Below are 26184 nucleotides of genomic sequence, written 5' to 3' on the forward strand. Positions count from 1 at the left end.
TTATCAGGGTTTTTTGGAATTGCAGCTTAGGTTTGTCGTGCAAATCTGCTTACTGTCTCACGGGGTAAAAAATGTAAGACTAAACCGCTTTTATACCCTGTCAGGCTGTTTTTAGTGAGTATCCCGGACGCAATACTTTCATATTTTCAAGAAAGCGCGGCACCGCTTCATCGCCTTCGACTGGCGCCCAGGCCGCGAAGTCTTTATCTCCGGTTTGTTCATAGGGGCCTTGCTTCACCTCCACAAAGGTCACTGGTGCATGACAAACCGTTGCATGCCAGGTATTTGGTGGAATTTCGACACCCAGGCAATCGCTGCCCGGTCCCAGTGCCAACCGCTCAGTTAGGGTGCCTGCATCATCAAAAAACAGCAGTTCTAAACAGCCGTCAACTACCATGAAAAATTCCCATTTGTGGGCGTCACTGTGGCGATGGGGACGTACATAGGAGTCTGGCAGCATGCACACAAACAATCGCTGCACAACCTGCTGGTAATCTTCATGCACGTTGTGATGAGCCCGGCGACGTGGGCTGGCTTCGGCCTGAGCGCGTAATTCGCTGAGTAATTCTAAATCAAACTTTTTCATTATCGTGGGGTTCCCTGTCGGCTTGCAGAATGTTCTGCTGTAAATGCTGGACAATTTCTGGCCAGACTAATGCCATTATATCCTTGCGTAGCGCAGAGGCTTCCTCGGAGTACTTCAGACTGCCGTCTTCGGCTGCATCCAACCAGTGATTATCGCGCAGGGCGCTAATAAAACTGGAGAGTACATTTTTGTCATAAAACTCCGGTGAATGCATGCCATAAAGCCTGGATAAACGCTCGGCCACGGTTTTACTTTCTTTTTCCAGCGCGTTGCGACTGATGGATTTTTCACGTTTTAAAATGGTCAGTACCACGGCGTAGCGCTGCAAGGTTTCCTGCATACAGCGGCTCAACAGCCAGCTGGAATGAAACTGCTCGCTTTCTGACTCTGGTGGTGCGAGGTAGCGGCCTTTTTGCTGCAACATTCCCACTTGCTTAAACGCATCAATCAGTTCTGCTGTGTAGGCCAGCGCCTGATCCTGTGACATGTGCAAAAACAGTTCCCGCTGCAATAACGGATAGAGTGCCGCAATTAATTGCAGAATGGCGTTTTTTTCCAGCTTTCCATGGGCAAAAACAGCGGTCATGATGATGCCAGGCAGGGCAAACAAATGAATAATATTGTTGCGATAGTAAGTTAAAAATACCGCGTTATCCGGCTGCGGGCTAATCAAAGTTCCGTACTGATCTTCGCTGACATTCAGACGCTTAAGGGAAAGCGTGTGCTCCAGCAGGGCTTTGGCATCCTCTTTGGGCAAAGTGGCATTTTTACTGTAAGGGGCCACAGCAAACAGGGCCAGATAGTCAGTCATGGCCTGGGTCAGCTCGGTTTTGCTCATGGTCTGGGTTTTAGACGCCAGCAGGCAAAGTGAAGTCAGGGCCATACCGTTAATGGCGGCAGCACTGTTAACGCGAGTCATCAGCTCGCCAGCCAGACTATTTACCGTAGGCGTAAGCCAGGCGGGCTTTTTCTCCGGGTTCAGACTCTGACTGCCGCGCCAGTCCGGCGCTTTACTGTCCAGAAACTGATTCAGCGAAAGGGGGTCACCAAAATTTACGTAGCCATGGCCATAATTTTTAAGCTTTTTAATAGCCGAAAAAACCTGCCAGTTAGACTCTTTCTTTTTGGCACCGCCTTTCAGTTCGCTCAGGTAGCTTTTCACTTCCATTACGTTTTCGTAGCCAATATAAACCGGCACTAAACTGATTGGTCGGTTGATGCCCTTAGCCGCGGCCTGAATGGTCATCGCCAGCATGCCGGTTTTCGGCGGGATCAGTCGGCCTGTTCTGCTACGGCCGCCTTCAGGGTAGTATTTTACTGCATACCCTTTTTTAAACAGCAGCTCCAGATACTCTCTGAAAACCGCGGTGTAGAGCTTATTGCCGGCAAAACTGCGGCGCAGGAAAAACGCGCCACCACGGCGGAATATGCCGCCCACTGGCCAGAAATTCAGGTTAATACCGGCGGCAATATGTGGTGTAACCAAACCTTCGTGATAAATCACGTAGGTCAGTAACAGATAATCCATATGGCTACGGTGGCAGGGAATATAAATGATTTCATGGCCATTGTTGGCCAGTTCGCGGATGCGATTAGCGTGACCGACACTGATACCGTTATAAATTTTATTCCAAATCCGGGTTAACAGTCGGTCACCAAAGCGGATGAGTCCTTCCCGGTAATCGGCAGCAATCTCTTTAAGGTAACCAGCGGCAACGTTACGGGCCTCATCAGCACTGAGTTTTTTCACGCGCATTTCTTCGCTAATGGCATTGCGGACCATTTCTGATCCTAGCACCGCATTGTTAAGTGCCTGGCGCTCCAGCAATGTCGGGCCGGTCATGGCCTGTCGCTTACGGTGGAAATGGGTACTGGCAACCCGGGCCAGTTTATGCGCAAGCTTTGCGTCGGTGCTGTGCTGATCGGTCATGGCCCGGGATGACACGGCCCGGCTGTAACTGATAAACGTATCGCGACCTAAAAACAAAACGATGAAGAATTTGCGTAGCCAGCTTGGCGCGGCTGACAGGGTCAGCAGGTCGGCCAGGCCGGGTTTGCCTTTGCCCGGCGCGCGGCCCCAGGTAATAAATACCGGCACTACCTGAACATCCAGTCCGGTATGCTCACGGTGCCATTGAAACAGGTCGGTGATCACCGGCTCTAAATCGGTATGCTGTCGTTGCTTACGAAACAGGTTTTCTGAGCGGCGCAAAAACAGGCTGCCAGGATAATCTTTACCCGCCAGGGTAACTTTACTTACCGGGCTGGGCAGCCCCAGACTGCTGGCTGACATTTGCAGTGCCAGCTGGTCGGTGACCGAGTCGGTGGGCAACAAATAGATAATAGGGCGTGATTTATCAATGCCGAGTTCGCTGCCCACATCGGCAGGAATACTGTTGGTTTTTACCAGCCACTTAACCGGGAGACGAAACACGTTAAGCAAAGCCTGACGCATCCAAGTCATGAATAGGGTGTCCTGTTTAATCAAATACGCGCTTAGTGTATCACGAATTATGGCTGTGATAGCCTGTCACCGCAGTCTGCCAGCTAATGTTTTAGTTTTAACGCCAGTGCGCCACTGGTACTTACCACTGCTGTTGCCAGCGTCCCCCAGCTCCAGTCGATCAGAGTAATGGGTAAAGGCCAGTTGGCCACAATAGAATAGTTAGTCAGATTATAAGCACCGTAGGCCGTTGCGCCCAGCACCGCCCCTTTTACCGCGGCCTGCTGCCAGTGACCTGATGCCGGAACCACCGCTAAATAAAGTGTGGCGGCACAATAAGCCAGGTAAAACACCAGCCAGGGCCAGGTAATAAACTGTTCGCGCAGTAACGAAGACAAACTGCCAAAGTACCACTGATTAGCAATTGCACCCAGCCAGATCCCGTCCAGAATGCCAAAGGTCAGCAACATTGTAAGGTATGCCATAAGCAGTCGGAAGCGGGTGATCGGTCTGGTGGGTAATGACATGCAGTATCCCTGTCAGTGAAAATTTACTTTGATTAATATGCGTTTAGCGCACAAACAGATCGTTTTAGCCGGTTCGCTCCGTGCGCTGCCCACTATATCGCTACTTTCCGGGCAAACACAAAATGCGCTAAACCTTGAGGCTATACGTATTGTGTATAAAATAAAAAACTGACTCGCAGCAATCAGTGTTAACTACAGGAGAAGTCGTGGAGCATACGTTTTGGCATGATAAATGGGAAAAAGGAGAGATTGGCTTTCACCAAAGTGATATCCACCCCATGTTGCTTAAATTTGCCGATCAATTAGGTCTTAACGAGCCTTGTCGTGTTTTTGTGCCCTTGTGCGGTAAGTCTAATGATATGACGTTTTTGCTTGAGCGCGGCTGCGAAGTGGTCGGTATTGAGCTTAGTAAACTGGCTGTTACTCAGTATTTCGAGGGGCTTGGAGTTACGCCAACCATCGAAACCTGCGGTCATCTGGAGCGTTATTCTGCGCCGGATATCACGCTGTATTGTGGCGATTTCTTTGCCCTGACGCCCGAGCAGCTCGGGTCGGTAGATGTGGTTTATGATCGCGCCGCACTGGTAGCTTTACCCGAAGATATGCGAGCGCAGTATGGTCAGCGTATTTGTGGGCTGGCACCCCGGGCGCGGCAGTTGCTGATCACCTTTGAGTACGATCAGTCAGCCATTGCGGGCCCGCCTTTTGCTATATCTACCCTGGAAATTGAGCACCACTACGGCAAGTATTGTGATATTGAGATGCTTGCCAGCGAATCTCTGGAAGGGGGTCTTAAAGGAAAAGTGCCAGCACTGGAAAAAGCCTGGTTGCTTAAAGGGTTGGGATAAATTGGCCAGCCCGACAACGGTTGCCGGGCCAGCCTACGGAGACTCGTTGGGTAAATTAGCTGGCTTTGGGGATCATCAGGGTTTGTAATGACACGTACTCATCCAGCCCGTAGTCACCAAATTCCACACCCAGACCAGACTGCTTAACACCGCCAAATGGCGCGTTAGGTTGCACGGCACCGTGTTCGTTAATCCATACGGTGCCCGTTTCAAGCTGCTTTGCCAGTTCGGCTGCTTTACCAATATCAGCTGACCAGACCGAGCCGCCCAGACCATTTTCGTTTTGGTTAGCGCGGCTGATGACTTCGTCGATATCGTCGTAACTGATTACCGGTAACAGCGGGCCAAACTGCTCTTCATCAACAATGCGATCTCCATCTTTTACATTGGCGTAAACCGTTGGCGGGAAGAAGTAGCCTTCGGTATCCAGCGGTTCGCCGCCACTTAAAATGGTAGCACCCTGTGCTTTAGTGGCCGCGGCAAGATCAATTACCTTATCGAACTGCATTTTATTTTGCACCGGTCCTAACTGTGATGCTTCGTTGAGGCCATTGCCAACAATGGTGTCACGGGCAATGGCTGCCAGTCCGTTTGCGACTTCGTCGTAAATGCTGCTGTGCACATACAAACGCTTCAGACAGGCGCAGGTCTGGCCATTATTATGGAAACAGGTGGTAAACAGTTTAGGCAGCAAGGCCATATCGAAGTCAGGCAACAGTATACCCGCGTCGTTACCGCCTAATTCCAGGGTGAGACGCTTTAATGAGGCCGATGCACCTTCCATTATCTTTTTGCCGGTGGCCGTTGAGCCGGTAAAGACAATTTTAGCTACGTCTTTATGGGTGGTCAGAACGCTGCCGGTTTCACCGTCACCGGCCACCAGATTAAGTACGCCGGCAGGCAGAATCTCATTGGCCAGTTCAACCATTTTGATAGTTGACAGAGGGGTGAATTCTGATGGTTTCATCACTACCGTGTTACCGGCCAACAGCGCTGGCATAATGTGCCAGATACCAATCATTAAGGGCCAGTTCCAGGGCGTTACAGAGGCAATTACCCCTAATGGTTTGCGGTGCACTTCAACCCGCATTGCATCGTCATCCTGGAGTACATCAACTGGCAGTTGCAGCGAGGTGGTGTAACGGGTCCAGGCGATAGCGCCGCCCACTTCCATCCCCGAACCAATGCCGTTCAGGCCGCCCATGGGCTTGCCTACTTCGCGGGTCACCAGTTCCATTAGCGCTGGCATATTAGCTTCCATAGCATCCGCCAGTTTGTTTAGCAGTGCGGCGCGTTCAGTCAGTGGCGTGTTACGCCAGGCCGGAAATGCCTCGCTGGCGGCTGCCACGGCCTTATTAACTAATGCAGCGTCGGCCTTTGAACAGGCGGCGAAAGGTTTGCCCAGTGCCGGGTCAATGACGTCAAAGGTTTGCTCGGTCATTACCGGCTTGCCGTTAATTTGTAGGGCGTATTGTTGCATAACGTGTCCTCTTGCTATTTATCCGGTGGACTGACCGGGCGACCAGCGCCCGGTATCCGTTTATCTTTTGGGGGTATAGCGCACAGTGTCTCCCTGCTTACGCGCATACTGATTCTGGGTAATCACGTACTGACGAATTTGCTCGATCTCTTCACGGCTGAGTACATTACCAAAAGGTACCATACCGCGTTTTTTAAGCGCACCGTCATGGACTATTGATTGCCATAAATCCTTGTTAGGGAGCGCTGGCGTAAAGCGCAGATCAGGAGTCACACCACCACTCATGGCGCTGGTACCGTGGCACGCTGAACAATAATATTCAAATGTCCAGTGGCCTTTCTTTTTCACTTCGGGATCAACGGTGACGGAAGACATATCCGGTAAGTCCTGCGCATTGAGCACCAATTCCGATAGATCTTCCTTACCGCCGATTTTAAAGGTGAGTAAGCGGCTGACATTCACCGGGTGCTCTTTGGCAATCCGGGTTAGCGGGCCGGTTAACAGCGGGAAAATTCCGCCCCATCCGGCCGACACCGTAATATATTGCTCGCCATCGATACTGTAGGAAATTGGCGGTGCAACAATGCCGGTTTGCACCGGATACTGCCACAGCTTGTCGCCGGTTTTACCATCATAGGCATTAAGAAATCCCGCGGCACTGCCCTGAAATACCAGGTCGCCAGCAGTAGCCAGTGTGCCACCATTCCACGGTCCCGGGTACTGCACCCGCCACACTTCCTTTTGCGCCACCGGATCCCAGGCTGCCAGATGCCCTTTGTTCGCAGCTTTGATCATTTTGCGCACCTTAGGATCCTCGGGAAAGCCCGGCGCCAGCATTTCTGAACCCAGATTTACCGCCTGGGTTTTGTATTTAAAGCCCGGCTCATCCTGATACGGAAAAGCAATTTCATGGGCCGGGATATACACCAGATTCAGGTTTGGGTTGTAGCTCATGGGATGCCAGTTGTGGGCACCAAAGGTAGAAGGCATCACAATTTTGGGTTCTTTGTAGTCCCAGTATTTAGCCTCGGGATTAACGTGAGCCTTGCCGTTTTCGTCGATATGGGTTGCCCAGTTGGTGGGCACATAGTTTTTGGCCGACAGGAACTCGCCGGTTTCACGGTCAAGCACGTAAAAATAGCCATTCTTAGGTGCTTGCATCAGGACTTTACGTGTTTTACCGTCAATTTCCATTTCGGTAAAAATGATGTTTTGGGTGGCGGTGTAATCCCAGCCCTCCTGGGGCGTAGTCTGGTAATGCCACTTATATTCGCCGCTGTCGGCATCAACCGCGACAATGGAAGACAGGAACAGGTTGTCACCCTTACCGGCTGAACGGATACGCGGATTCCAGGGGCTACCATTGCCTACGCCAAATATAATCAGGTTGGTCTCGGGGTCAAAGGTAATGGTGTCCCACACTGTACCGCCACCACCGCCGAGCTTATAGTAATCACCGGCCCAGGTTTTGGCGGCCATTTCCAGGATGGCTGATTCCTGCGGTTTATTCGGGTCCCCGGGAACGGTATAAAAGCGCCACACCAGCTCACCGGTTGTTTGATCATACGCCGATACGTAGCCGCGTACGCCAAACTCAGCACCGCCGTTACCAATAAAGACTTTACCGTTGGCTACTCGTGGCGCGCCGGTAATGGTATAGCTTTGTGACTGATCGACAGTTAAGGTCGACCATTTTTGCTTGCCGGTTTTAGCATCCAGCGCAATCAGGTGGCCATCGTAGGCGCCAATAAAAATGGTGCCATTATCGTAGGCTACGCCGCGGTTTACCGGGCCGCAGCAACCTTTAATGCGATAGGATTTATCAATTTTCGGGTCAAAGTGCCACAGTACTTCACCCGTTACCGGGTTTATAGCGTATACGTGACTCCAGGCCGCAGAGGTATACATTACGCCATCAACTACCAGTGGCGTGGCTTCCTGACCACGGGCTTCGGGTAAATCGACGTACCAGGCCAGTGATAACTGGTCGACGTTCTGGGTGTTTATTTTGTCCAGCGGACTGAAGCGTTGCTCTTTATTGGTGCCACCATGCACCGGCCAGGCGACATCGTCGTCGGCGGAAAAAACGGAAAAACTGGCTACAGCCAGCGTAAAAGCCAGAAATTTACTGTGAATTTTCATTCAATTTCCCCATCTACGAACAGACCTCAAATGGTGTACTCAGAGGTTAAGCAAAGATTGCGCCGGGCAGAACGCCCGGCACATGTTGTTGGTAAAAACTTAATAGTAGGTATAACGGAACGACGCGTACCATTGTCTGCCACGGTCAAGAATTAGCTCCGACGTACCAATGGTGGGGTTGTAATAACCCGAGGAAATGTACACTTCGTCGGTCAGGTTCTTGATGCCAAAATCCACGCCGTAGGTGTCATCGGCCGATTTCCAAATCAACGCCGCGTTGTAGATAGCGATTTCCGGTGTTTTGGTTTGTGGCGTATTTTCCGGGTTATTGAAGTAACTGGTATGGTAGTCACCACTTACCCGGGCAGTCAGCATGCTGCCGCCATCAAAATAGAAATCACGGGCTAAACTGGCGGTTACCGACCATTCCGGCACGTGGTCAAACTCGCTCTCGGTGGTAATAACGGCCACCAATGGCGGTTCAACATCAATGCTGGTGTATTCTGCATTGGTGTAACCTAAGCCACCTTCGAAGAACCATTGTTCGGCAAAGGCCCACTTGGTTTCCAGTTCAAAACCTGAAATTTCAGCATTACCCACGTTGGCTTCAAAGAAACCCACAAAGCCGGGGTTTTGCGTGCGTACCTGAATATCGGTGTAGTCCATAAAGAAACCGGCACCGTTGAGGACTAAATCACCTGAATTGTATTTAAAGCCTGCTTCATAGGCTTTTACGTATTCAGGTTCAAATTCCGGCACTACCGCCAGTGGTGGGAAAATACGCTGAACATAACCGCCGGAACGGAAGCCTTCAGAGTATGTGGCATACAGCATTAAATCGTCGTTGGCGTAGTAAGCCAGGTTAGCCATTGGTGTGGTTTCCTGGGTATCGCGCTCGTTCAGGCCCAGTGGCAGTATGGGCGCACCAATTGGAATACCGATATTGTTTGGTCCAACAGTTTGTACCGGATCAAAGGTCTTCTCTTCGTCGGTGTAACGCAGACCTAAGGTCAGATCCAGCTGTTCGGTAAGGTGATAGGTACCCTGTAGGTATACTGCCTGACTGGTCGTAGTGAAATCATTATCACTGTCAAACTGAGCGATAGCAAAATTAAGGCGGTTAAAATTATAGCCGTCTTCGTCGAAGTAATATAAACCGGCTATCCACTCGAGTTTGTCGTTAAAAGACGTACCCTGCAGTTGGAATTCCTGCGAGAACTGTTCGGTTTCAAAATCATCATAGAAGGTAACAACGGTATGCGGGGAAGCGTCGGCGTCACGGGCAAATTCGGCATCCAGTGAGCGGAACGCGGTCACGGATTTAAACGAGAGTGAGTCGTTAATTTGCCAGTTAACCCGCATGTTCAGACCCCAGGTATCGGTGTTCGAAAAGGTCGGTGCGGTACCGTAGTTAGTGTCATCAGACAGCCACTGATTGTTATAACAAACGGGATTAGTTGAGGTCAGTCCGCCAGGATAAGCACAATCCGCTGCCGCGGTCACGTTGTTGTAAAAACCGGGAAAACCATCGGCCAGGAACAAATCGATATAGTTCAGTGTAAAGGCCGGGCCGTTTTCCTCTTCGGTAGAGTAATCACCGCTTAACTGAATGTTTAAGTCGTCGCTGGGCTCCCAGTACAAACTAGCCCGCGCGGCTGTGCTGTTGTCATCGCCTAAATCACCGCCGGCAGGGCGTTTTACATAGCCGTCCTGTGAGGTATCAGACAGCGCGATATTGGCAAACAGGTGGTCGGTGAGTGCGACATTACCGCCAAACTTGAATTTTTGCAGTGAGTCGGTACCCAGGGTTACGTCCACAAAGGCTTCGGTATCGGCATTAGGCTTTTTGGTATGGATCGCCAGTGCGCCACCGATGTTGTTACGCCCAAACAGGGTGCCTTGTGGACCGCGCAATACCTCAATGCGGTCTATATCCAGCAGGTCAACGTTAGCCCCTACGGTGCGGGCGATGTAGACATCGTCAATGTAAAAACCGACGCCATTATCGATAGTACCCAGGAAGTCCCGCTGACCCACACCACGGATATACACGGTAGCAACGGAAGAGGACGCTCCGGCTCCGGGGTTGTTCTGATAGGTCAGGTTAGGCGTTACCGAACCGACTTCAACGATGTTTTCGATACCTCGGGCTTCAAGGCCCGCGCCCGAAAATGCGGTAACCGATAATGGCGCTTCCTGGAGGTTTTCTTCGGTTTTACGCGAAGTCACCGTAATTTGTTCCAACATCGCATTGGTACCACTTTTCTTCTCTGCTTCCGCGTCTTGAGCAAATGCTGCGGGCGTGCAAAGCAGTGTTGAGATAGCACTGGCGAGTAGGGTTCTTGTGAGCTTGCCTGAAACTTTGGTGTTACTAGTTATTATGAGTGGGTTCACGTTGCGTTCTCCAATATTCTGAGTGCTTTTTGAGCAGCACCTTTTTTACAACTAAATTAATTTATTTGAATTGTCACGTAAAAAATTCAACTAAATTTTGTTGTTAAATTGGCATCTTGCCCCGCAATTGATCAATTCAAAATTTTTTTCGCACCGTGTGAGTGCATTGCTTTCTATGGCTTCAGTATTGGTGCGGATGGGACTTTTGCGTCATTTTTGTGCTATCAAAAAAGTGATTTTCAGTTACTTGACTTTTCATGTAATTGATTTAGGTTGAATTTAAGCCGCTAAAAATTTAACCAATTAAAACAATTAGCAGAGGCAGCAAATGACAGTGCAAAAACACATTGTGGCGGACACGCTGCATGACGGGCATCCATTTACGCCCACCCAGGTGACAGTGGTAATCACTTCTTTACTGCTGATGATTCTGGACGGGTTTGATATCACTTCCATGGCCTATGTGGCCCATCGGGTCAGTGATGAGCTGAGCATAGATGCCGCCAATCTCGGAGGCGTGTTCAGTATTACGCTGGCCGGGATAATGTTTGGTGCATTGTTTCTGGCGCCGCTTGCTGACCGTTATGGTCGTCGGGCGTTATTAATCTACAGCGTCGGCGCGGCCGGACTGAGTATGGTTATAACCGGGTTCATCGATGCCCTGTGGCATCTGTATTTGCTGCGCTTTATTACCGGGTTGGCTGTGGGCTGCATGCTGGCAAATGTTACAGCACTGACTTCTGAATATACGCCTAACAGTCACCGCAGCTTTACTGTTGCGATCATTGCCGCTGGTTTTCCGTTGGGGGCGACGGCCGGTGGCTTTCTGGCCCCTGCGCTGATGGCATCCATGAGCTGGGCCGGCGTCTTTGTGGTGCCTGGTGTGTTAACCCTGTTAATGGCTTTTATCGTTTATTTGTTGATACCGGAGTCCATTCCGTTTTTAGCAAAACGCAACCGACAGGCCGATCAGCAGGATATTGTGGCGATTTTGTCGCGCATGAAACGCCCTGTAGCCGCCGATGTAGCCATTGTGAGCACTACTAATAATGATGAAGCACCAGTCAACAGCGTAAGGCAGTTGGTTTCTCCGCACTGGCGCGCCCGTACCACGATGTTGTGGGGGACGTTCTTTTGCGTCTTTATGGGGATGTACTTTTTTATGAGCTGGTTACCTAAGCTGGCCATTGGCAGCGGGCTGAGTGAGCAACAGGGGATTTACACCGGCGTGGCGCTGAATTTTGGTGGCGTTGTAGGCACGATTTTACTGGGCTGGTTGGCGGTACGCTTTGGTTTATCCCGTTTGGTTGGCGTGTTCTTGCTGTTAGCCGCGGTACTGCTGGTTATTCTTGCTCAGATCAGCGCGCAATGGACGCTAATTGGCCTGCTGTTTGTTTTAGGCTTTTTTATGCAGGGCGGTTATGTAGGCCTGTACTCGGTTTCGGCCAAAATGTATCCGGCTGAGATTCGCGCCACGGGGATTGGCTGGGCGTTGGGCCTGGGTCGCTCCGGTGCCGTGATCGGCCCCTATTTTGGTGGTTTATTAATTGCCGGAGGCATGACCATGCAAAGCAGTTTTCTGGTATTCGCCGGGCCGCTTTTGGTGGCCGCCACACTGGTGTCGCGGCTAAAAATTAAGTAAGCGGCCGCGCTTAATCGAGGTTAGCAAAAAGCTTTTTCAGGATGTAATTAAGGTTGTCGATTTCTTCATGGGACATATCAGCATAAGCGTCATGAAACACCTTTTGGGTGTCCTGAATAATTTCCTCAAGGATCTTACGGCCTTTGGGGGTCAGCAACACCATGGATACGCGGCCATCGGTTTTGCTGGGGAAGATTTCAACAATGCTGTCTTCCTGCATTTTATAGATAGCTTTGGTAATGGTAGGCGTTTTGGCTACCGCATGGGTGGCCAGTTCGGTTACCGACAAACAGCCACGTTCGTTAAGGATCATGATGATCCGCCAGGTCGTGGTATTCAGTTTGGCGCGCTTGAGATGGCGCTCCATACGCAGAGAGTAGGCGCTCCATACACGGGATATCCAGTAAAACGGAAAATTACGATATTCAAAATGTCCGGAGGCGGGTTTGAATCGGTCTAGCTGGTTATCCATAAATGCTTTCTCTTTACAGGGGTAATCGGTATTAAGGTGTCCCCGGGGCGGTTACAGACCCGAAGACCGCGGGCATCATAACCTATATATAAGTACCGTGGTAGGGAACTTAAAAAGTTAAGTAAAAATAGTTTGATTTGATTGTTAAATGGTGGGCGTATCGCTGGGTTTTTGCGCAAGGGAAACATTGATGGTTTGACCTGAAGGCTTTGTTTTTAGGTGGTCTGTCAGGCAAATAGTGATATTGAATGATGCCTTAGTGGCACTGCTGTCTGGTTTGATGGTGGTCCCCCCTTGTTGGGCGCAAAACAAAAATTGCAACAAACAGACTATAAATAATTACATGAAAAATTACTTGAATAGTAAAGTAAATTGACATAATACTAGATTAAACATTAGCCAGGTGAGGTATTGCAGCAGTGAGTAATTTTATTTCGCGTCAGACAACGTCAACGACTGCCCCGGTTACCGTGGCAATCAAAGACTGCCTGGATGTGGCGGGGTTGCCCACCACCTGTGGCAGCGCGGCGTTCGCTGATTCGCTGCCTGCCAGTACTGATGCCGAAGTGGTAAAACACCTGCGTGATTCAGGCGTCGACATTGTCGGCAAAACCAATTTACACGAGCTGGCTTACGGCATGACCGGGGTTAATCTGCATTTTGGTACGCCACTGAATCCACGCTTTCCGGCGCTGATTACCGGCGGCTCATCAAGTGGTAGTGCAGCTGCGGTTGCCGCAGGCGAAGTCACCTTCAGCGTTGGCACCGATACCGGTGGTTCTATTCGTGTACCAGCAGCATGCTGCGGTATTGCCGGGCTTAAACCCACCTTTAATCGCATCAGTCGCAAAGGTGCAACCCCTGCCGAGTCATCGCTGGATGCTATTGGTCCGATGGCTCGTGATATTGCTACGCTTGAGCTTGGTATGTCGGCCATGGACCCCTCCTTTGAACCGGGCATGGCCTTGCCTGCGGATGTGCGCCTGGGCCGCATTAAGGTAGCGGATACCGCAGCCAACGAAAAGGCAATGGACAACCTGCTGAACCAGTTATCCGGTCATTTGCGTGGTGCGCTATCTGTTGTTGCCCAGCCAGTCTGGTTTAAACCGGCCTTTGATGCGGCTCTGACCATCATGAACAGCGAAGTCTGGCACAGCTTTCATGGGCTGGACATGAGCAAACTGGGCAAAGATGTGGCCATACGTTTGCAAAATGCATCGGGAGTAAGCGCTCAGGCTGTGGACCAGGCTGAGCAGGTCCGCCAGGCCTTTACCGATGAACTCGACACCTTATTTAACGATTTTGATGTGCTTATCCTGCCGTCTTTGCCCGCTAAACCTATGCAGCGTGAGGCTGCTCTGGCTGGCGAAGTGGATTTGAATATCAGTTTATTTACCCGGCCTTTTAACCTGTCAGGCCACCCGGCGCTGGTGATGCCTTTACGCGGCGACGCTTCAGCGCCACTGAGTATTCAGTTAGTTACCCGCAAAAACGAAGACGAATTGTTGTTCGCAGTTGCCCGCCAACTGTGGGAAATCGAACACCACGGCCAATCTGGAATTGGAGAATAAATCATGCCGAAAACCGTAGATAAGTCCCAGTGGGGGGGCGCAGAGAAATTTGATGCCATGTTGGCAACCATTCGGGAACGCAGAGCCGAATTTGAAGCACAGCGCTTTATCCCAAAAGACGTTGTTGCCATGTTTAAAGACATCGGTATCTACCGTTCTTTTGTCCCAAAAGCCTTTGGTGGCGATGAGAAATCACCCAGTGAATTTCTGCGCGCGATTGAAGCTATCGCAACGGCAGATGGTTCCGCCGGTTGGGTAGCCAGCTTTGGTATGAACCCGGCTTATCTGGCGGCACTGCCCGAGGAAACCCTGTACAAGGTATGGGGTGACTCGCCGGATATCGTATTCGCCGGTGGCGTGTTTCCACCGCAGAAGGCGAAGAAAGTGGACGGTGGTTATCTGGTTTCAGGGCGTTGGCAGTGGGCCAGTGGCTGCATGGGTGCAGAGTTAATTGGCGTTGGCATTATCGCTGACGAAGTGAATGCCCTGCCCCGCATGGCGGTATTCCCGGTTGATAAAGTGACCATTGAACAAACCTGGGAAGTGCATGGCATGGTTGGTACCGGCAGCTTTGATGTGGTGCTGGAAGACGAATTTGTGCCTGAAGACTGGACATTTGTTCGTGGTGGCAAGCCCAGTATGGATTCTGCCTTTTTTAGTTATCCGTCTTTGTCATTTGCTGCACAGGTGCTGTCGGTTACCGGTCTGGGTGTGGCCCGTGATGCAATTGACTCGGTAGTGGCGCTGGCCGAAGGCCGCAAGTCGGTTACCGGCGCGCCAAATCTCGGTGAGCGTCACTATGCGCAAATCGAGCTGGCCAAAGCCGAAGCGAAATTACGCGCTGCGCGGGCGTTTTTCTATGAATCTACCGACGAAGTCTGGGATGCCATCATGCAGGGAGATAAACCCAGCAAGCATCAGGTCAGCATGGTCCGTCTGGCCACTACCAATGTCGCTCGCGAAACTGCTGAGGCAACCCGCATGGCTTACCAGCTGTCCGGAATGGATGGCAGCTACGCACAGCACCCGCTTTCTTACTGCATGCGCAACGCTTCCATGCTAACGCAGCATGCCTTTATGGGTGAAGTCACCTACCAAAATGCCGGGGCCATTATGTTTGGTCACGAACCCTTCCCTGGCTATCTGTAACCCAAAGAATTTTACATAAGGATTAAATTATGACTGAACCAACTACTCACCGAGTTTTATTTTGCATGGGCATCAACCAGAACTTTATGGATGCCACCAAAGAAGAAATGGGCGATGTCTGGCAGGCCTTCAGCGCCATGATGAAAGGTATTGATGAACTGCCTGGCGTGACCATTCTGGGCATTATGGACGACGACCGCATTCAGGTTGGACCGTCTTATGATTCACCTTGGACAGCTTACATTATGGCCGATGTGCCGGATCTGGAAACCGTTATTGAAGCCTGTAATTTCTTCCGTACTACACCGGTAGGCGACGGTACTTACAGTCTGTGGAAATACTGCAAGGTAGAAGCGCGCATTGGTCGCAAACTGGTTGTGCCGGAGTAAGAACGACCATGAGTTACGCTGAATTGCTGGCGCAGTGGGACGCCGAAAAGAAAGTCAGACGCTGTATGCACCGGTATATGGCGCTGTGTGATGAACTGGGTCCAGGCAGCGATTTAGATGCGCTGATGTCACTGTTTGCCGCGGATGCGACCTGGGAAGGGTTGGGAAAACGTTATAAAAAAACCTTTGGTCGCTACGAGGGCTGCGTTGCAATTCGGCAAATGTTTGCAGGCTACACCCGCGAGCCCGGCCACTTTTTAATGAATATCCATGTGTTGGGTAACGAAGATATCCAAGTCAGGGGCGATAGCGCTACTGGCAGCTGGCTGCTGATGCAGCCCTCTGACTTTATTGATGGCCGCTCGCAACTGAGCTGCGCCCGCCTGTCGGTAACCTTTGTACAACGCCATGCGCAGTGGCTCATCCATCATTTTACTACCGAGAACATTTTTAGCCGTCCTATGGCATCCCCCTGGGATAACACCGCCGAGCTGCCTGTTCCGGATAACCAAGATTAGCGGAGAATATTATGACTAAAACTACATCAATACCCGTCAAATCCATTACCAGCGCCGCTGATATGGTAATGGAAGACCGTGTACACAAATCCTTATATTCCGATCCGGAGATTTTCGAAGAAGAACTGGATAAAGTGTTTAACCATACCTGGGTGTGGCTGGCACATGAAAGCGAGATCCCTGACAGTGGTTCGTATAAAACGGCTAAGATTGGTCGTCAGCCGGTTATCGTAGTACGTGACCGCAAAGGCAATATCCACGTATTGCAAAACCGTTGTCGTCACCGCGGCGCAACTGTGTGCGAGAAGAAACACGGCAAAACCAAAGCGTTTACCTGCCCTTACCATGGCTGGGGTTACGGTCTGGATGGCAGCCTGCGTGCCCTGCCTAAACCAGAAGAGTACGAAAACATCCTCGACAAGGCTGAGTTTGGACTAAATTCGCTGCGCTTTGAAACCTATCAGGGCATGATCTTCGCTACGCTGGATGACAGCATCGAATCGCTGGACAGCTTCCTGGGTGGCGCTAAAAAGTGGATGGATTTGTTTATGAAACAGTCCGGCGGCTACCCGGTGCAGGTGTTAGGCGATCATCGTTTCCGTTTCCCGGGCAACTGGAAAATTCAGCTGGAAAATACCACCGACGCCTATCATTTCCCGATTGTGCATAAATCGTTTATTTCTTCCATTGACGACCAGACCGCTGAAGTCTTCGACTTCCTCGATGGCGATGGCTTTGTTGAAGACTTAGGCAATGGCCACAGCGTAATGGTGATGATCCCGGACTTAGTGGATTTAGAAGCTAATCTGGATGACCCCATCCCTGAGCGTTTCCAGCCGCTGGCCGACGAGCTGGCCAAAGAAGGCAAATCCGAAGCAGAAATTAAACGTCTGGTTCGTGCCGTGGGTGGCAGTGGATTTAACCTTAACCTGTTCCCTAACGTGTCTTGCTCAATGGCGTTTTTCCGCAATCTGGTGCCAATCAGTGTGGACGAAACCGAGATTCACCATGTTGCTATTGGTGGTAAAGGCGCTCCCGCTGCGTTTAACCAGAAACGGATGCGTTTGCATGAGCACTTCCAGGGGCCGATGGGCTTTGGTACGCCGGATGATGGTGAAGCCTGGGAGCGGGTGCAACATGGTTCAAAGGCTGGCACCGACGGCTGGATCATGGTTAACCGCGGTATGTCGCGCTTATCCACCTCCGAAGATGGCAATGTCAAAGGCGCAGTGTGCTCTGAAACCGGTATGCGCGCAGCCTACCAGCAGTACAAAAAAATGATGGCGGCAGAAGAGAAGGAGTAATCCCATGAGTGAAAACCAATTATATACCCGGGTAAGCGAATTTTTGAGTCTGGAGGCGGATTTACTCGACCACAAAGCCTACGACGAGTGGCTCGCGCTGTGGGAAAAAAGCGGTCTGTACATTGTGCCGGTTGAGCATGACGTTACCGATTTCGCGAATCACCTGAATGTTGCCTACGACGATGATGAAATGCGCCAGCTGCGTATTGCCCGCCTGAGCAATGGTGAGGCAGTGTCGACAGTAGGTGCTGAAAACACCGTGCGCACGTTATCACGCATTCGCATTCTTGAAGCCAGCGATGAGCTGGTAACAGTACGCTGCGCTTATTGTTTATATGAAAACAATAAAAATGGTGTGCGGGCATTCCCGGCCAATGTGGAGTTTATTCTGAAGCCGACCGAAGACAGCTTTTTAATTCAGCAAAAAGTGGCGCGGGTGATGAAATCCAACGAACACCTGACCACTGTTAGTTACCTGTTCTGAGGTTTGGTATGCAAAAAACAGCATTAATTACCGGTGCGGCCCAGGGACTTGGCGAAATTATCAGTGGTCAGCTACTGGCCGCTGGTTACCGGGTAGTGATGACCGATGCTAACCAGTCTGGCGTTGAAGCGGCTGCCAAAGCGCTTTCAGACGATACCGCAAGGGTAATGGCACTTAAGCTGGATGTGCTGGATAAACAGCAGTTTATTGATGTGCAGGAAGCCGTGGCAAACGCCTGGGGACCAGTTGACGTGCTGGTGAACAATGCGGCCATGACACCCACCACCAGCTTGTTTGATATCACACCTGAGGAGTTCTCTCAGGTGGTGGATATCAATCTGCGCGGCACGTTTCTGGCCTGTCAGGTGATCGGCAAAACCATGATGGAGCGCGGTACCGGGCGAATTATTAATCTGGCGTCTTTGGCCGGGCAGATGGGCGGTGTGGCTGCCGGGGCGCACTATGCATCCTCCAAGGCCGGCATTGTGACATTAACCAAGATTTTTGCCCGTAATCTGGCCGGTAAAGGCGTAACGGTGAATGCCATTGCACCAGGGCCGGTAGATTTGGCCACGGTGCGCGAAAAAGTCCCGGCCGACAAGCTCGAACATATTATCCAGAATGTTATCCCTGTTCAGGCACTTAGCGATCCGGCGTTTATCGGTCAGATGGTCGTTATGTTGGCCAGTGACGGCGCGGCCACGGTCACCGGGGCTACCTGGGATATCAATGGCGGCATGTTTATGCGCTAAGCAATGATAGAGAGAAAGAGATATGAGTAGTGAACTAATTGACGTCGTTGTAAGCGAGCGCACCAACCAGGGTAACGGTATTGCCGTACTGACTTTAAAACGTGCTGACGGCACAGTACTGCCGGCATTTACGGCGGGCGCGCACATCGATATTCACCTGGCAGATGAGCTGATTCGTCAGTATTCCTTGTGTGGCAGTCCGGACAGTACCGAAAGTTACCGCATTGGCGTGTTAAATGACCCGGCCTCACGGGGTGGTTCGGTGTATGTGTTTGAACAGCTGAATGTGGGTAGTCAGGTGCAAATCAGTGCCCCACGGAATCACTTTCCGCTGGCAGATAATGCCACCAAACATCTGCTGATTGGCGGTGGCATTGGTATTACGCCAATGATAGCGATGGCGAAAACCCTGGCACAGCAAGGTGCTGACTTTGCCTTGCATTATTGTTTACGCAGCCAGTCAGCAGGCGCTTTTGTGGCAGAGTTGCAAGCCGAGTTTGGTGAGCGCTTAACCCTGCACTGTGACGATCTGGGCGACGCCCAAAAACTGAATCCTGGCGAGTTGTTTACGGCGCCGGAGAGTGGTCAGCATGTGTATGTTTGCGGTCCCGGCGGCTTTATGGACTGGGTTATTGATAGCGCCAAAGCCGCGGGTTACTCCAGTGACCATGTGCATTTTGAATACTTTAACGCCGAAGTGGATATCACCGGCGACTCCTTTGAAGTGTACTGCGCACAAAGCGATATCACCGTAGAGGTAGGCAGCGATCAGTCTATTGCCAAGGCGCTGAAAGGCGCAGGCATAAAGATAGACGTGTCCTGTGAAGAAGGGGTTTGCGGTACCTGCATTACCGATGTGCTCGAGGGCGAACCTGACCACCGGGATCATTTCCTTACCGACGAAGAAAAAGAAGATAACGATCAGATTGCCGTGTGTTGTTCACGGGCTTGCTCTAAACGACTGGTTCTGGACATTTAATCGCGCACAAATTTAAGCAGTGTAAAAACAGGGGCAAATCAACATGCCAATTATCAATGTACAAATGATTGAAGGTCGAACGACCGAGCAGAAAGAGGCGCTGATAGCCGCCGTAGCACAGGCCGTTATGGACAGTATTGGTGCTCCGGAAGAAAACATCCGGGTAATTATTAATGAATATGCCAAAGGGCATTGGGGCATGGGCAAACTGCCCGCTCACAAGGCTGGCAGGTAGGGGGCGATATGTTAACCACGGATATCGATCCAAAGATTTTTCGTCGCGCGTTGGGGCAGTTTCCCACCGGCGTAACCGTTATTACCACCACTGACAGTGATAAGCAGCCGGTTGGCGTAACAGCCAGCAGCTTTAACAGTGTGTCTATGGACCCGCCGCTGATTTTATGGAGCATCGATAAGCGTTCATTCAGTGCGAAAACATTCGAAACCGCCGGGTATTTTGCTGTTCACGTTTTACATGAAGAGCAGGTCGCGGTATCGAATCGCTTTGCCAGCCGTGGCGATGATAAGTTCAGCGGTATCGAATTCAGCGTTAACGAGCAGGGCTGCCCGCTATTGGCAGATTATGCTGCGCTGTTTATCTGCAAAACCTGGCAAACTTATGATGGCGGCGACCACATTATTATTGTGGGTGAAGTCACCGCTTACGAAAATGTTGAGTCGGCCACGCCGCTGGTATTTTCCCGCGGCAGTTATGCGGTAACTAATCAGCACCCGGCTATGGCCAGTGATGACAAAAATACGCCATCGAACAGTGAGTTTTTGCACGATTATCTGCTGTACTTGCTTAATGGCACAACTACCCGTTATCAGCACGAACTTTACCCTAAGCTGATGGAGAAGCACGGGATTACGCCGGAGCGCTGGCGCATTATGACGCTGCTCAGTGCCGGGCAGGCGCAGTCGTTTACTGAACTCAGTGAGCTGGCAATGCAACCGCCAGAAGATTTACAGGTAATGCTGCAAACCTTAAGTGAACAAGGCTGGGTCGCGGTGGCAGACGATGCGGTTACCCTGACCAGTGAAGGTTTAGTGCAACAGACCGCCTTGAAGCAAACCGCCAAACAGCACGAATCTGGCTTTATGAATAACCTCAGTGCAGAAGAAGAACAGCTGCTTAAAACCATGCTGCGCCGCCTGCAAGGCTTGTAATACTCTCCCTGGGCCTGTAGCTATTTGCTTAGTGCAGTGGTTACGGGCCATCCTTTCTGCTACTCAACGCAAACTATCCTTAAGGTTTACTTAAGCTTTAGCTGCTATACTGGTCAAACCGAATTAATACCGATATCAATAACATGCGAATACTTCTTGTGGAAGATGATCAGCCGCTGTCGGCCGCGCTCAGCAATTCGTTGCGCGCGGCAAATTATGTGGTGGATTGTGTTTACCGCGGCCGCGAAGCGCTGTCGATGCTGGCTGCTGAGCAAACTGATATTGTTATTCTGGATTTGGGCTTGCCGGACATGGATGGCCTCGAAGTATTACGGGAAATTCGCCATAAAATAAAAGAGATGCCGGTGATTATTCTTACTGCCCGGGATAAGGTGACCGACAAGATTTTAGGGCTGGACGCTGGAGCCGATGATTACCTGCCCAAACCCTTCGATATGGACGAGTTATTTGCCCGCCTGCGGGTATTGGAGCGCCGTTTAGGTACCGCCACCAGCGCCATGGTAAAAATTGGTGAGGTGGCGCTGAACACGCAAACACTGGAACTTACCGTAGCCGGAGAAGCGGTCTCATTGCCGCGCCGAGAGCTTATGCTGCTTAAGGTGTTAATGGAAAATGGTGGACGTATTCAGCCCAAGCAAAAACTGGAGTCTCGGCTTTACGAGTGGGGTGATGAAGTATCGAGCAATACCATCGAGGTACATATTCACCACCTGCGTAAAAAGCTGCCGGACAATTTTATTAAAACGATCCGCGGTGTGGGTTACAGTATTCCTGTCAATGGAGCATGACGGTTGCATTCTATTCGGCGCACCATCACACTGGTATTGGTCAGCTCTCTGATTCTGGTGATATTTAGCGCTGCCATCCATGGCTATCGTGCTGCACTATCTATGTCTTCGCGGTTTATGGATCAGGAACTCACCACACTGCTCTACTCTGTTTCGATAAGTCATGGTCAGCAGGCAGAAGGTTTAGGCAGCAGTGAACTGGTGTATCAGATTTGGCGTAATGGCGAACTGATTACCGACTCGCCTAATCAGCCGGATCAGCCACTAACACTGGGCGATGACGGCTTTTCCGAGCAGAATTTTGCTGGTAAACGCTGGCGCGTATACAAACAAACGCTGGTGGATAACACCATTGTGATAGTTGCCCAGCCATTGCAAAGCCGGGTTGGCCTTACTGATTCGCTGACTGTTTCTGTGATCATGCCCTTTTTATATGCCGTGCCCATTCTGGCGTTGATTGTATTTGTTTCGGTGAGTTTAGGTTTAAAACCACTTAAATTGCTGTCGCAAAAGCTGTCCCACCGTAAAGGAAAAGACTTATCTCCGGTATCGCTACCCCATGTACCAGAAGAAATGCAGCCGGTTATGGATACCCTCAATACCATGTTTTCACGTCTTAATGAGGCTTTTGAGAGAGAGCAGCAATTTGCCTCTAATGCCGCCCATGAGTTGAGAACGCCCTTAAGTGTGATGAAAATTAACCTGCATAACCTTGCCAAAGAGCGTCAGGAAGATGAAGGTAAACTCAAGGCTATCCAGCAAGATACCGACCGCATGATCCACGTGGTAAACCAGATATTATTGTTAAGTCGCACCAGTCCCGAAATGTTTCATTTGCAGTTAAGCAAGGTGGATGCGTTTTTGGTAGCGCAAAATGTGATTACCGATATTTACAGTAAAATAGAGAGTAAACAGCAGGACATCAGCCTTGAGGGAGACAGTGCTTTGCTGATGAGCACCGAATTTACGCTGTATACCATGTTGCAAAACCTGATTGCTAACGCCAGTGCCTATTCGCCTGAGGGCGCGGCGATTCAGGTTAGCGTACAGGCACAGGATGGACAGGTATTGCTGATGGTGGAGGACTCTGGTCCTGGCATCGCGCCACAAGAACGGCCGCAGGTGTTAAAGCGTTTTTACCGTGATCAAAAAGACGAAAAATATAAGTCCACTGGCAGTGGCTTAGGTCTGGCGATTGTTGGTCAGATAGTCACGTTGCATCATGGCACTATTACGCTGGACGAATCTTCGCTGGGCGGACTTTGCGTGACCATCAGGCTGCCGTTTGAGGTCATTGAGTCATGAAAGTGATCCTGCGTAGCTGCACCATTGCATTACTGACACTCAGCACCATGCCAGCCATGGCCGCTTTGCCAGAAGTGGTGATTGAAATACGTGACCATTTGTTTATTCCGCAAACGGTGCGAATTCCGCCCAACAAAAAAGTGCGTCTGGTGTTTATTAACCATGACCCTACGCCGGAAGAAATCGACAGTTTTGACCTTAATCGTGAAAAAGTGATTTTTGCCAACAGCAAAGGCACCATTTTTGTCGGGCCGTTGCCCGAAGGTACCTACAAGTTTTTTGGCGAGTTACATCCTAACTCCGCCGTAGGCAGCGTCATTGTGACGGATAAGGAGGCAACGGATGCTAATTAATACCGTGATCCTGTTTATTCGGGACACCCTGCCGGTGTTCTTACTGTTTAGTTTCTTGCTGGCCCAAAATGAAGGCAGTGCCCGGCATTTGTTGGGCGGCATTCTGGTAGGCTTTTTACTGGCCGCAGCCTTGTATTTTAATTTGTCCGTGGTATCCGAATGGTTTGAGGGTGGCGGTCTGGAACTGATTAAAACCCTGGTATTACTGGTTATGCTGATCGGGCTTGGCGAGTTTCTTCGTCGCCAATACCTACAGGCGGCTAGCAATACCCAGTGGCTGGCGTTTATTCTGATGACCGGGATCACCTTTATTAATGTGATTCATTTTATTATTTATTTTCTGGCGTACTGGACTGCGCCTGATGCGGGTACGTCGCTAGTTCTGGGTAATGTTATCGGACTGGGGATCAGCCTGAGCGTTGGTGTACTGCTTTATGTATTGCTTAACGCAATCCGCTTTAATTTGCTCAAGTTATTATTTTTAAATGTCTTTTTTGCTGGCCAGGTGGCCGGTATTGCAATGCTGTTAGAGCAGATAAATTTGCTGCCAAACCAAAGCCGGCTGTGGGATACCTCCGGTTGGGTGGCAGACGACAGCGAGTATGGCCATTTTTTAAATGTACTGGTGGGTTATGAAGCCACCCCGTCGGGAGCTTATATGATGGTATATCTGGCATCATTGTTTTTTCCCGTTGCGTACTGGTACCTGCGTTCGTTACTGGTTGGCCGGCAGGCGTCGACCGGGAGGTTAAGATGAGAGTAATACTGGGCATAATATTGCTGGTACTGTTGCCAAAACTGGCGTGGGCCGACAACTTTACCGTCGATAAGGTGTATCACCCCTATGTTCTGCCTTTCGAGCGGGAAGTAGAGTGGCGCTTAACCTCACGGCAAAGCGATGATGGCGGCAATATCCTGATGCAGCGCTTTTCCTTTGGTCACGCCTTATCTGAATACACCATATTAGAAGCTTATATTGTGGGTTCGCGGGACGAGCACGGCGACTTTGGCACTGCCGGGTATGAGCTTGAGTTGCGTTCGATGCTAACCGAGCAAGGCCAGTACTGGGCCGACTGGGGGTTGTTATTTGAGCTGGAAAAGCAAAATGCCAGCAACGACTGGGAGTTCAAAGGCGGCGTACTCACCGAAAAGGAACTGGGCCGCTTTAGTTTGACTACCAATATCCTGTTAGTGTACGAATGGGGCGACACCGTGCCTTCGGAGTTTGAAAGCGAGCTTAAAGTAAAATTCCGTTATCGCTGGATACCCGAAATTCAACCCGCGGTGGAGTTTTACGCGGCCGAGGATTTTGTCGGCATCGGGCCTGCATTTATGGGCATTAAGCGGTTTGACAAACAAAAGCAGCTAAAGTGGGAAGTGGGCTTTATTGCCGGATTTAACGGTGACAATAAAGACCATACCTTACGCATGGCCATGGAATATGAGTTTTAATTAAAACCGCGTGTCATTTTCACATGGAATACCGTCATCGTCGCCGTCCATTTTGGTGTCCGGACAGTTTGCCAGAAAAAACTCGGCCTCGGCCCGTGAGTTCATCTGGCCACAATATTGTCTGCCATCACATTTAAAATGCTGAGTGATAGATTCAGGCTCCTGGTAGGGCAGTACATTGGTTTGAGGCGTTGCTACGTGAAGTGTTTCAGGCTTTTGCAAGGCGATAAAACCCACCACTATCAAGGCTAAAAGCAACATGATTTTAGCCAGCGGTAGTCCCTGCTTTTGGGATTCCAAATACCCACTTCCTGCCGTACCTGAAATGGGACTTTTTACCTCAATAGCGCGAACCTTACCGGTTTTATCCTGTTCAATATCAAAGGTGAGCGGTTCACCGACCCTTGGCTGATGATGGTTATCGGTAAATGCTGAGATATGCACAAACACGTCTTTGGCATACAGCGGCGCAGTTATAAAGCCAAAGCCTCTGTCGTTGTTCCAGCTTTTTAGTGTTCCCTTAGCTCTCATATAACATCATCCCTGTTTATCCGTTAATCTGAGTATAACAGCCGAGGCAGGTTTACGGAGACTGCCTGGCTTCTACTGTTATGGAAAAAGATACGCGATGGCGCCCCGCCATTTTACTCAGCGTTGATTTCTACATCCTTAATATATTTAGCCGGAATGCCGCCGACAATAGTATTGGCCTGGACATCACGGTTAACTACTGCGCCAGCCGCAATAATAGCGCCATCGCCAATGGTTACGCCTGCCAGGATTGTCGCGTTTGCACCTATCCAGACATTTTCACCAACGGCGATTTTGCCCGGCAGCAAATTGCCTCGGGCTTTGGGGTCTTGCTCGTGGTTGAGCGATGCAAATACCACGTTATGGCCGACCAGGGTACCAGAGCCTATCTCGATACCGCCCTGATCCTGAAATTTACAGCCGGAGTTAACAAAAATATTTTCAGCAAAGTGGAGGTTTTTACCGCAATCAGTAAATAACGGCGGAAAAATGGTAACCGATGGACTGACTTCTTTACCGGTGAGTTCACACAGCAACGCCGTCATTTCTTCTGGCGTGTTGTACTGGTTGTTTATTTTTGCGGTAACGGCAAAGGCATCCTGACTGAGCTTATGCATATACAAATGCACTTCTGATCCCGCCAGAACTTTCTCGCCGGAATTCATAATGTCGATAAAGGTAGTAAGATTCATAAAACTCCGGATGTATAGCTGGTAATGTACAGTGTTTGTTTGGCGCTATTGTCAGGCAAAACACGGTAGATATGCAATGGGACTCGCTGACCGGTTTAAGTGGGCACCAAAAAACCTGAAGATTTTCAGTGAGTCACAAAGTTCAGGAGGTCCCGGATAACACGTTGTGTTTCCGGGAAACAAAAAAATTGA

At 50.4% G+C, this 26184-nt stretch carries 26 protein-coding genes; 17 read left to right on the forward strand and 9 right to left on the reverse strand.

What is annotated here, in order from left to right:
• Positions 1 to 100: 100 nt before the first annotated feature.
• From BFC17_RS15335 to BFC17_RS15345, 3 genes are all read right to left on the reverse strand, one after another.
• The gene (locus BFC17_RS15335; RefSeq protein WP_139142101.1) at positions 101 to 586 is read right to left on the reverse strand and encodes a WbuC family cupin fold metalloprotein; all 486 of its coding nucleotides are present in this window, start codon (positions 584 to 586) and stop codon (positions 101 to 103) included.
• Entirely contained in the window at positions 573 to 3050 is a 2478-nt protein-coding gene (gene plsB, locus BFC17_RS15340; protein WP_070177374.1) for a glycerol-3-phosphate 1-O-acyltransferase PlsB, read from the reverse strand. The genes BFC17_RS15335 and plsB overlap by 14 nt, the downstream gene beginning before the upstream one ends.
• A gap of 83 nt (positions 3051 to 3133) precedes the next feature.
• The gene (locus BFC17_RS15345) at positions 3134 to 3556 is read right to left on the reverse strand and encodes a DUF2177 family protein (protein WP_070177375.1); all 423 of its coding nucleotides are present in this window, start codon (positions 3554 to 3556) and stop codon (positions 3134 to 3136) included.
• Between the two features lie 206 nt (positions 3557 to 3762).
• Between BFC17_RS15345 and tmpT the strand changes: the two genes are divergently transcribed.
• A complete protein-coding gene (gene tmpT, locus BFC17_RS15350; RefSeq protein WP_070177376.1) occupies positions 3763 to 4404 on the forward strand; it encodes a thiopurine S-methyltransferase in 642 nt (213 codons plus the stop codon).
• A 55-nt stretch (positions 4405 to 4459) separates the two neighbouring features.
• Here the strand turns inward: tmpT and BFC17_RS15355 are convergent, their stop codons facing one another.
• From BFC17_RS15355 to BFC17_RS15365, 3 genes are all read right to left on the reverse strand, one after another.
• Complete coding sequence (locus BFC17_RS15355; RefSeq protein WP_070177377.1) at positions 4460 to 5884, reverse strand: aldehyde dehydrogenase family protein; 1425 nt, start codon at positions 5882 to 5884, stop codon at positions 4460 to 4462.
• Between the two features lie 60 nt (positions 5885 to 5944).
• Positions 5945 to 8026 (reverse strand): PQQ-dependent dehydrogenase, methanol/ethanol family, encoded by a 2082-nt coding sequence (locus BFC17_RS15360; protein WP_070177378.1) that lies wholly within the window; start codon positions 8024 to 8026, stop codon positions 5945 to 5947.
• Between the two features lie 99 nt (positions 8027 to 8125).
• The gene (locus BFC17_RS15365) at positions 8126 to 10420 is read right to left on the reverse strand and encodes a TonB-dependent receptor (protein ID WP_070177379.1); all 2295 of its coding nucleotides are present in this window, start codon (positions 10418 to 10420) and stop codon (positions 8126 to 8128) included.
• A 328-nt stretch (positions 10421 to 10748) separates the two neighbouring features.
• On the opposite strand from BFC17_RS15365, the gene BFC17_RS15370 reads away from it, so the two are divergent.
• A complete protein-coding gene (locus BFC17_RS15370; RefSeq protein ID WP_070177380.1) occupies positions 10749 to 12062 on the forward strand; it encodes an MFS transporter in 1314 nt (437 codons plus the stop codon).
• A 10-nt stretch (positions 12063 to 12072) separates the two neighbouring features.
• Here BFC17_RS15370 and BFC17_RS15375 read toward each other — a convergent pair whose 3' ends face one another.
• On the reverse strand, positions 12073 to 12534 hold the full coding sequence (locus BFC17_RS15375) for a MarR family winged helix-turn-helix transcriptional regulator (protein WP_070177381.1): 462 nt from the start codon (positions 12532 to 12534) through the stop codon (positions 12073 to 12075).
• A 419-nt stretch (positions 12535 to 12953) separates the two neighbouring features.
• Here BFC17_RS15375 and BFC17_RS15380 point away from each other — a divergent pair, with 419 nt between their 5' ends.
• The 15 genes from BFC17_RS15380 to BFC17_RS15450 all read left to right on the forward strand — a co-directional run bounded on the left by BFC17_RS15380 (position 12954) and on the right by BFC17_RS15450 (position 24769).
• Complete coding sequence (locus tag BFC17_RS15380) at positions 12954 to 14105, forward strand: amidase (protein ID WP_070177382.1); 1152 nt, start codon at positions 12954 to 12956, stop codon at positions 14103 to 14105.
• Positions 14106 to 14108: 3 nt separating this feature from the next.
• On the forward strand, positions 14109 to 15254 hold the full coding sequence (locus BFC17_RS15385) for an acyl-CoA dehydrogenase family protein (protein ID WP_070177383.1): 1146 nt from the start codon (positions 14109 to 14111) through the stop codon (positions 15252 to 15254).
• 29 nt (positions 15255 to 15283) lie between these two features.
• Positions 15284 to 15643, forward strand: a complete 360-nt coding sequence (locus BFC17_RS15390) for an IacB protein (protein WP_070177384.1) — start codon at positions 15284 to 15286, stop codon at positions 15641 to 15643.
• Positions 15644 to 15651: 8 nt separating this feature from the next.
• Entirely contained in the window at positions 15652 to 16161 is a 510-nt protein-coding gene (locus BFC17_RS15395) for a nuclear transport factor 2 family protein (protein WP_070177385.1), read from the forward strand.
• A gap of 11 nt (positions 16162 to 16172) precedes the next feature.
• The gene (locus tag BFC17_RS15400) at positions 16173 to 17465 is read left to right on the forward strand and encodes an aromatic ring-hydroxylating oxygenase subunit alpha (protein ID WP_070177386.1); all 1293 of its coding nucleotides are present in this window, start codon (positions 16173 to 16175) and stop codon (positions 17463 to 17465) included.
• Between the two features lie 4 nt (positions 17466 to 17469).
• Complete coding sequence (locus BFC17_RS15405; protein ID WP_070177387.1) at positions 17470 to 17949, forward strand: aromatic-ring-hydroxylating dioxygenase subunit beta; 480 nt, start codon at positions 17470 to 17472, stop codon at positions 17947 to 17949.
• Positions 17950 to 17957: 8 nt separating this feature from the next.
• Entirely contained in the window at positions 17958 to 18701 is a 744-nt protein-coding gene (locus BFC17_RS15410) for an SDR family NAD(P)-dependent oxidoreductase (RefSeq protein ID WP_070177388.1), read from the forward strand.
• A 22-nt stretch (positions 18702 to 18723) separates the two neighbouring features.
• Positions 18724 to 19680, forward strand: a complete 957-nt coding sequence (locus tag BFC17_RS15415; protein ID WP_070177389.1) for a PDR/VanB family oxidoreductase — start codon at positions 18724 to 18726, stop codon at positions 19678 to 19680.
• 43 nt (positions 19681 to 19723) lie between these two features.
• Entirely contained in the window at positions 19724 to 19915 is a 192-nt protein-coding gene (locus tag BFC17_RS15420; RefSeq protein WP_070177390.1) for a 2-hydroxymuconate tautomerase, read from the forward strand.
• 8 nt (positions 19916 to 19923) lie between these two features.
• Complete coding sequence (locus BFC17_RS15425; RefSeq protein ID WP_070177391.1) at positions 19924 to 20850, forward strand: flavin reductase; 927 nt, start codon at positions 19924 to 19926, stop codon at positions 20848 to 20850.
• A 143-nt stretch (positions 20851 to 20993) separates the two neighbouring features.
• Positions 20994 to 21659 carry a response regulator transcription factor gene (locus tag BFC17_RS15430; RefSeq protein WP_070177392.1) on the forward strand — a complete coding sequence of 222 codons (666 nt, stop codon included), beginning with the start codon at positions 20994 to 20996 and terminating at the stop codon, positions 21657 to 21659.
• Between the two features lie 3 nt (positions 21660 to 21662).
• Entirely contained in the window at positions 21663 to 22964 is a 1302-nt protein-coding gene (locus BFC17_RS15435; RefSeq protein WP_070177393.1) for a sensor histidine kinase, read from the forward strand.
• A complete protein-coding gene (locus BFC17_RS15440) occupies positions 22961 to 23317 on the forward strand; it encodes a cupredoxin domain-containing protein (protein WP_070177394.1) in 357 nt (118 codons plus the stop codon). Before BFC17_RS15435 ends, BFC17_RS15440 begins: the two co-directional genes overlap by 4 nt.
• On the forward strand, positions 23307 to 24074 hold the full coding sequence (locus BFC17_RS15445; RefSeq protein WP_070177395.1) for a hypothetical protein: 768 nt from the start codon (positions 23307 to 23309) through the stop codon (positions 24072 to 24074). The genes BFC17_RS15440 and BFC17_RS15445 overlap by 11 nt, the downstream gene beginning before the upstream one ends.
• Entirely contained in the window at positions 24071 to 24769 is a 699-nt protein-coding gene (locus BFC17_RS15450) for a hypothetical protein (RefSeq protein ID WP_070177396.1), read from the forward strand. The genes BFC17_RS15445 and BFC17_RS15450 overlap by 4 nt, the downstream gene beginning before the upstream one ends.
• Here the strand turns inward: BFC17_RS15450 and BFC17_RS15455 are convergent, their stop codons facing one another.
• The gene (locus BFC17_RS15455; protein WP_070177397.1) at positions 24770 to 25300 is read right to left on the reverse strand and encodes a cold shock domain-containing protein; all 531 of its coding nucleotides are present in this window, start codon (positions 25298 to 25300) and stop codon (positions 24770 to 24772) included. It abuts the gene before it with no gap.
• A 113-nt stretch (positions 25301 to 25413) separates the two neighbouring features.
• On the reverse strand, positions 25414 to 25992 hold the full coding sequence (locus BFC17_RS15460) for a DapH/DapD/GlmU-related protein (RefSeq protein ID WP_070177398.1): 579 nt from the start codon (positions 25990 to 25992) through the stop codon (positions 25414 to 25416).
• Between the last annotated feature and the right edge of the window lie 192 nt (positions 25993 to 26184).

Origin of the sequence: Marisediminitalea lipolytica (genome assembly GCF_001758465.1) — a bacterium.
Lineage (GTDB): Bacteria > Pseudomonadota > Gammaproteobacteria > Enterobacterales > Alteromonadaceae > Alteromonas > Alteromonas lipolytica.

Bases quoted from the DNA above. Each gene is read 5' to 3' on its own strand.
- BFC17_RS15335 (WP_139142101.1), bottom strand. From the start codon at position 586: ATGAAAAAGTTTGATTTAGAATTACTCAGCGAATTACGCGCTCAGGCC.
- plsB (WP_070177374.1), bottom strand. From the start codon at position 3,050: ATGACTTGGATGCGTCAGGCTTTGCTTAACGTGTTTCGTCTCCCGGTT.
- BFC17_RS15345 (WP_070177375.1), bottom strand. From the start codon at position 3,556: ATGTCATTACCCACCAGACCGATCACCCGCTTCCGACTGCTTATGGCA.
- BFC17_RS15355 (WP_070177377.1), bottom strand. From the start codon at position 5,884: ATGCAACAATACGCCCTACAAATTAACGGCAAGCCGGTAATGACCGAG.
- BFC17_RS15360 (WP_070177378.1), bottom strand. From the start codon at position 8,026: ATGAAAATTCACAGTAAATTTCTGGCTTTTACGCTGGCTGTAGCCAGT.
- BFC17_RS15370 (WP_070177380.1), top strand. From the start codon at position 10,749: ATGACAGTGCAAAAACACATTGTGGCGGACACGCTGCATGACGGGCAT.
- BFC17_RS15375 (WP_070177381.1), bottom strand. From the start codon at position 12,534: ATGGATAACCAGCTAGACCGATTCAAACCCGCCTCCGGACATTTTGAA.
- BFC17_RS15385 (WP_070177383.1), top strand. From the start codon at position 14,109: ATGCCGAAAACCGTAGATAAGTCCCAGTGGGGGGGCGCAGAGAAATTT.
- BFC17_RS15390 (WP_070177384.1), top strand. From the start codon at position 15,284: ATGACTGAACCAACTACTCACCGAGTTTTATTTTGCATGGGCATCAAC.
- BFC17_RS15395 (WP_070177385.1), top strand. From the start codon at position 15,652: ATGAGTTACGCTGAATTGCTGGCGCAGTGGGACGCCGAAAAGAAAGTC.
- BFC17_RS15400 (WP_070177386.1), top strand. From the start codon at position 16,173: ATGACTAAAACTACATCAATACCCGTCAAATCCATTACCAGCGCCGCT.
- BFC17_RS15405 (WP_070177387.1), top strand. From the start codon at position 17,470: ATGAGTGAAAACCAATTATATACCCGGGTAAGCGAATTTTTGAGTCTG.
- BFC17_RS15410 (WP_070177388.1), top strand. From the start codon at position 17,958: ATGCAAAAAACAGCATTAATTACCGGTGCGGCCCAGGGACTTGGCGAA.
- BFC17_RS15415 (WP_070177389.1), top strand. From the start codon at position 18,724: ATGAGTAGTGAACTAATTGACGTCGTTGTAAGCGAGCGCACCAACCAG.
- BFC17_RS15420 (WP_070177390.1), top strand. From the start codon at position 19,724: ATGCCAATTATCAATGTACAAATGATTGAAGGTCGAACGACCGAGCAG.
- BFC17_RS15425 (WP_070177391.1), top strand. From the start codon at position 19,924: ATGTTAACCACGGATATCGATCCAAAGATTTTTCGTCGCGCGTTGGGG.
- BFC17_RS15430 (WP_070177392.1), top strand. From the start codon at position 20,994: ATGCGAATACTTCTTGTGGAAGATGATCAGCCGCTGTCGGCCGCGCTC.
- BFC17_RS15440 (WP_070177394.1), top strand. From the start codon at position 22,961: ATGAAAGTGATCCTGCGTAGCTGCACCATTGCATTACTGACACTCAGC.
- BFC17_RS15445 (WP_070177395.1), top strand. From the start codon at position 23,307: ATGCTAATTAATACCGTGATCCTGTTTATTCGGGACACCCTGCCGGTG.
- BFC17_RS15450 (WP_070177396.1), top strand. From the start codon at position 24,071: ATGAGAGTAATACTGGGCATAATATTGCTGGTACTGTTGCCAAAACTG.
- BFC17_RS15455 (WP_070177397.1), bottom strand. From the start codon at position 25,300: ATGAGAGCTAAGGGAACACTAAAAAGCTGGAACAACGACAGAGGCTTT.
- BFC17_RS15460 (WP_070177398.1), bottom strand. From the start codon at position 25,992: ATGAATCTTACTACCTTTATCGACATTATGAATTCCGGCGAGAAAGTT.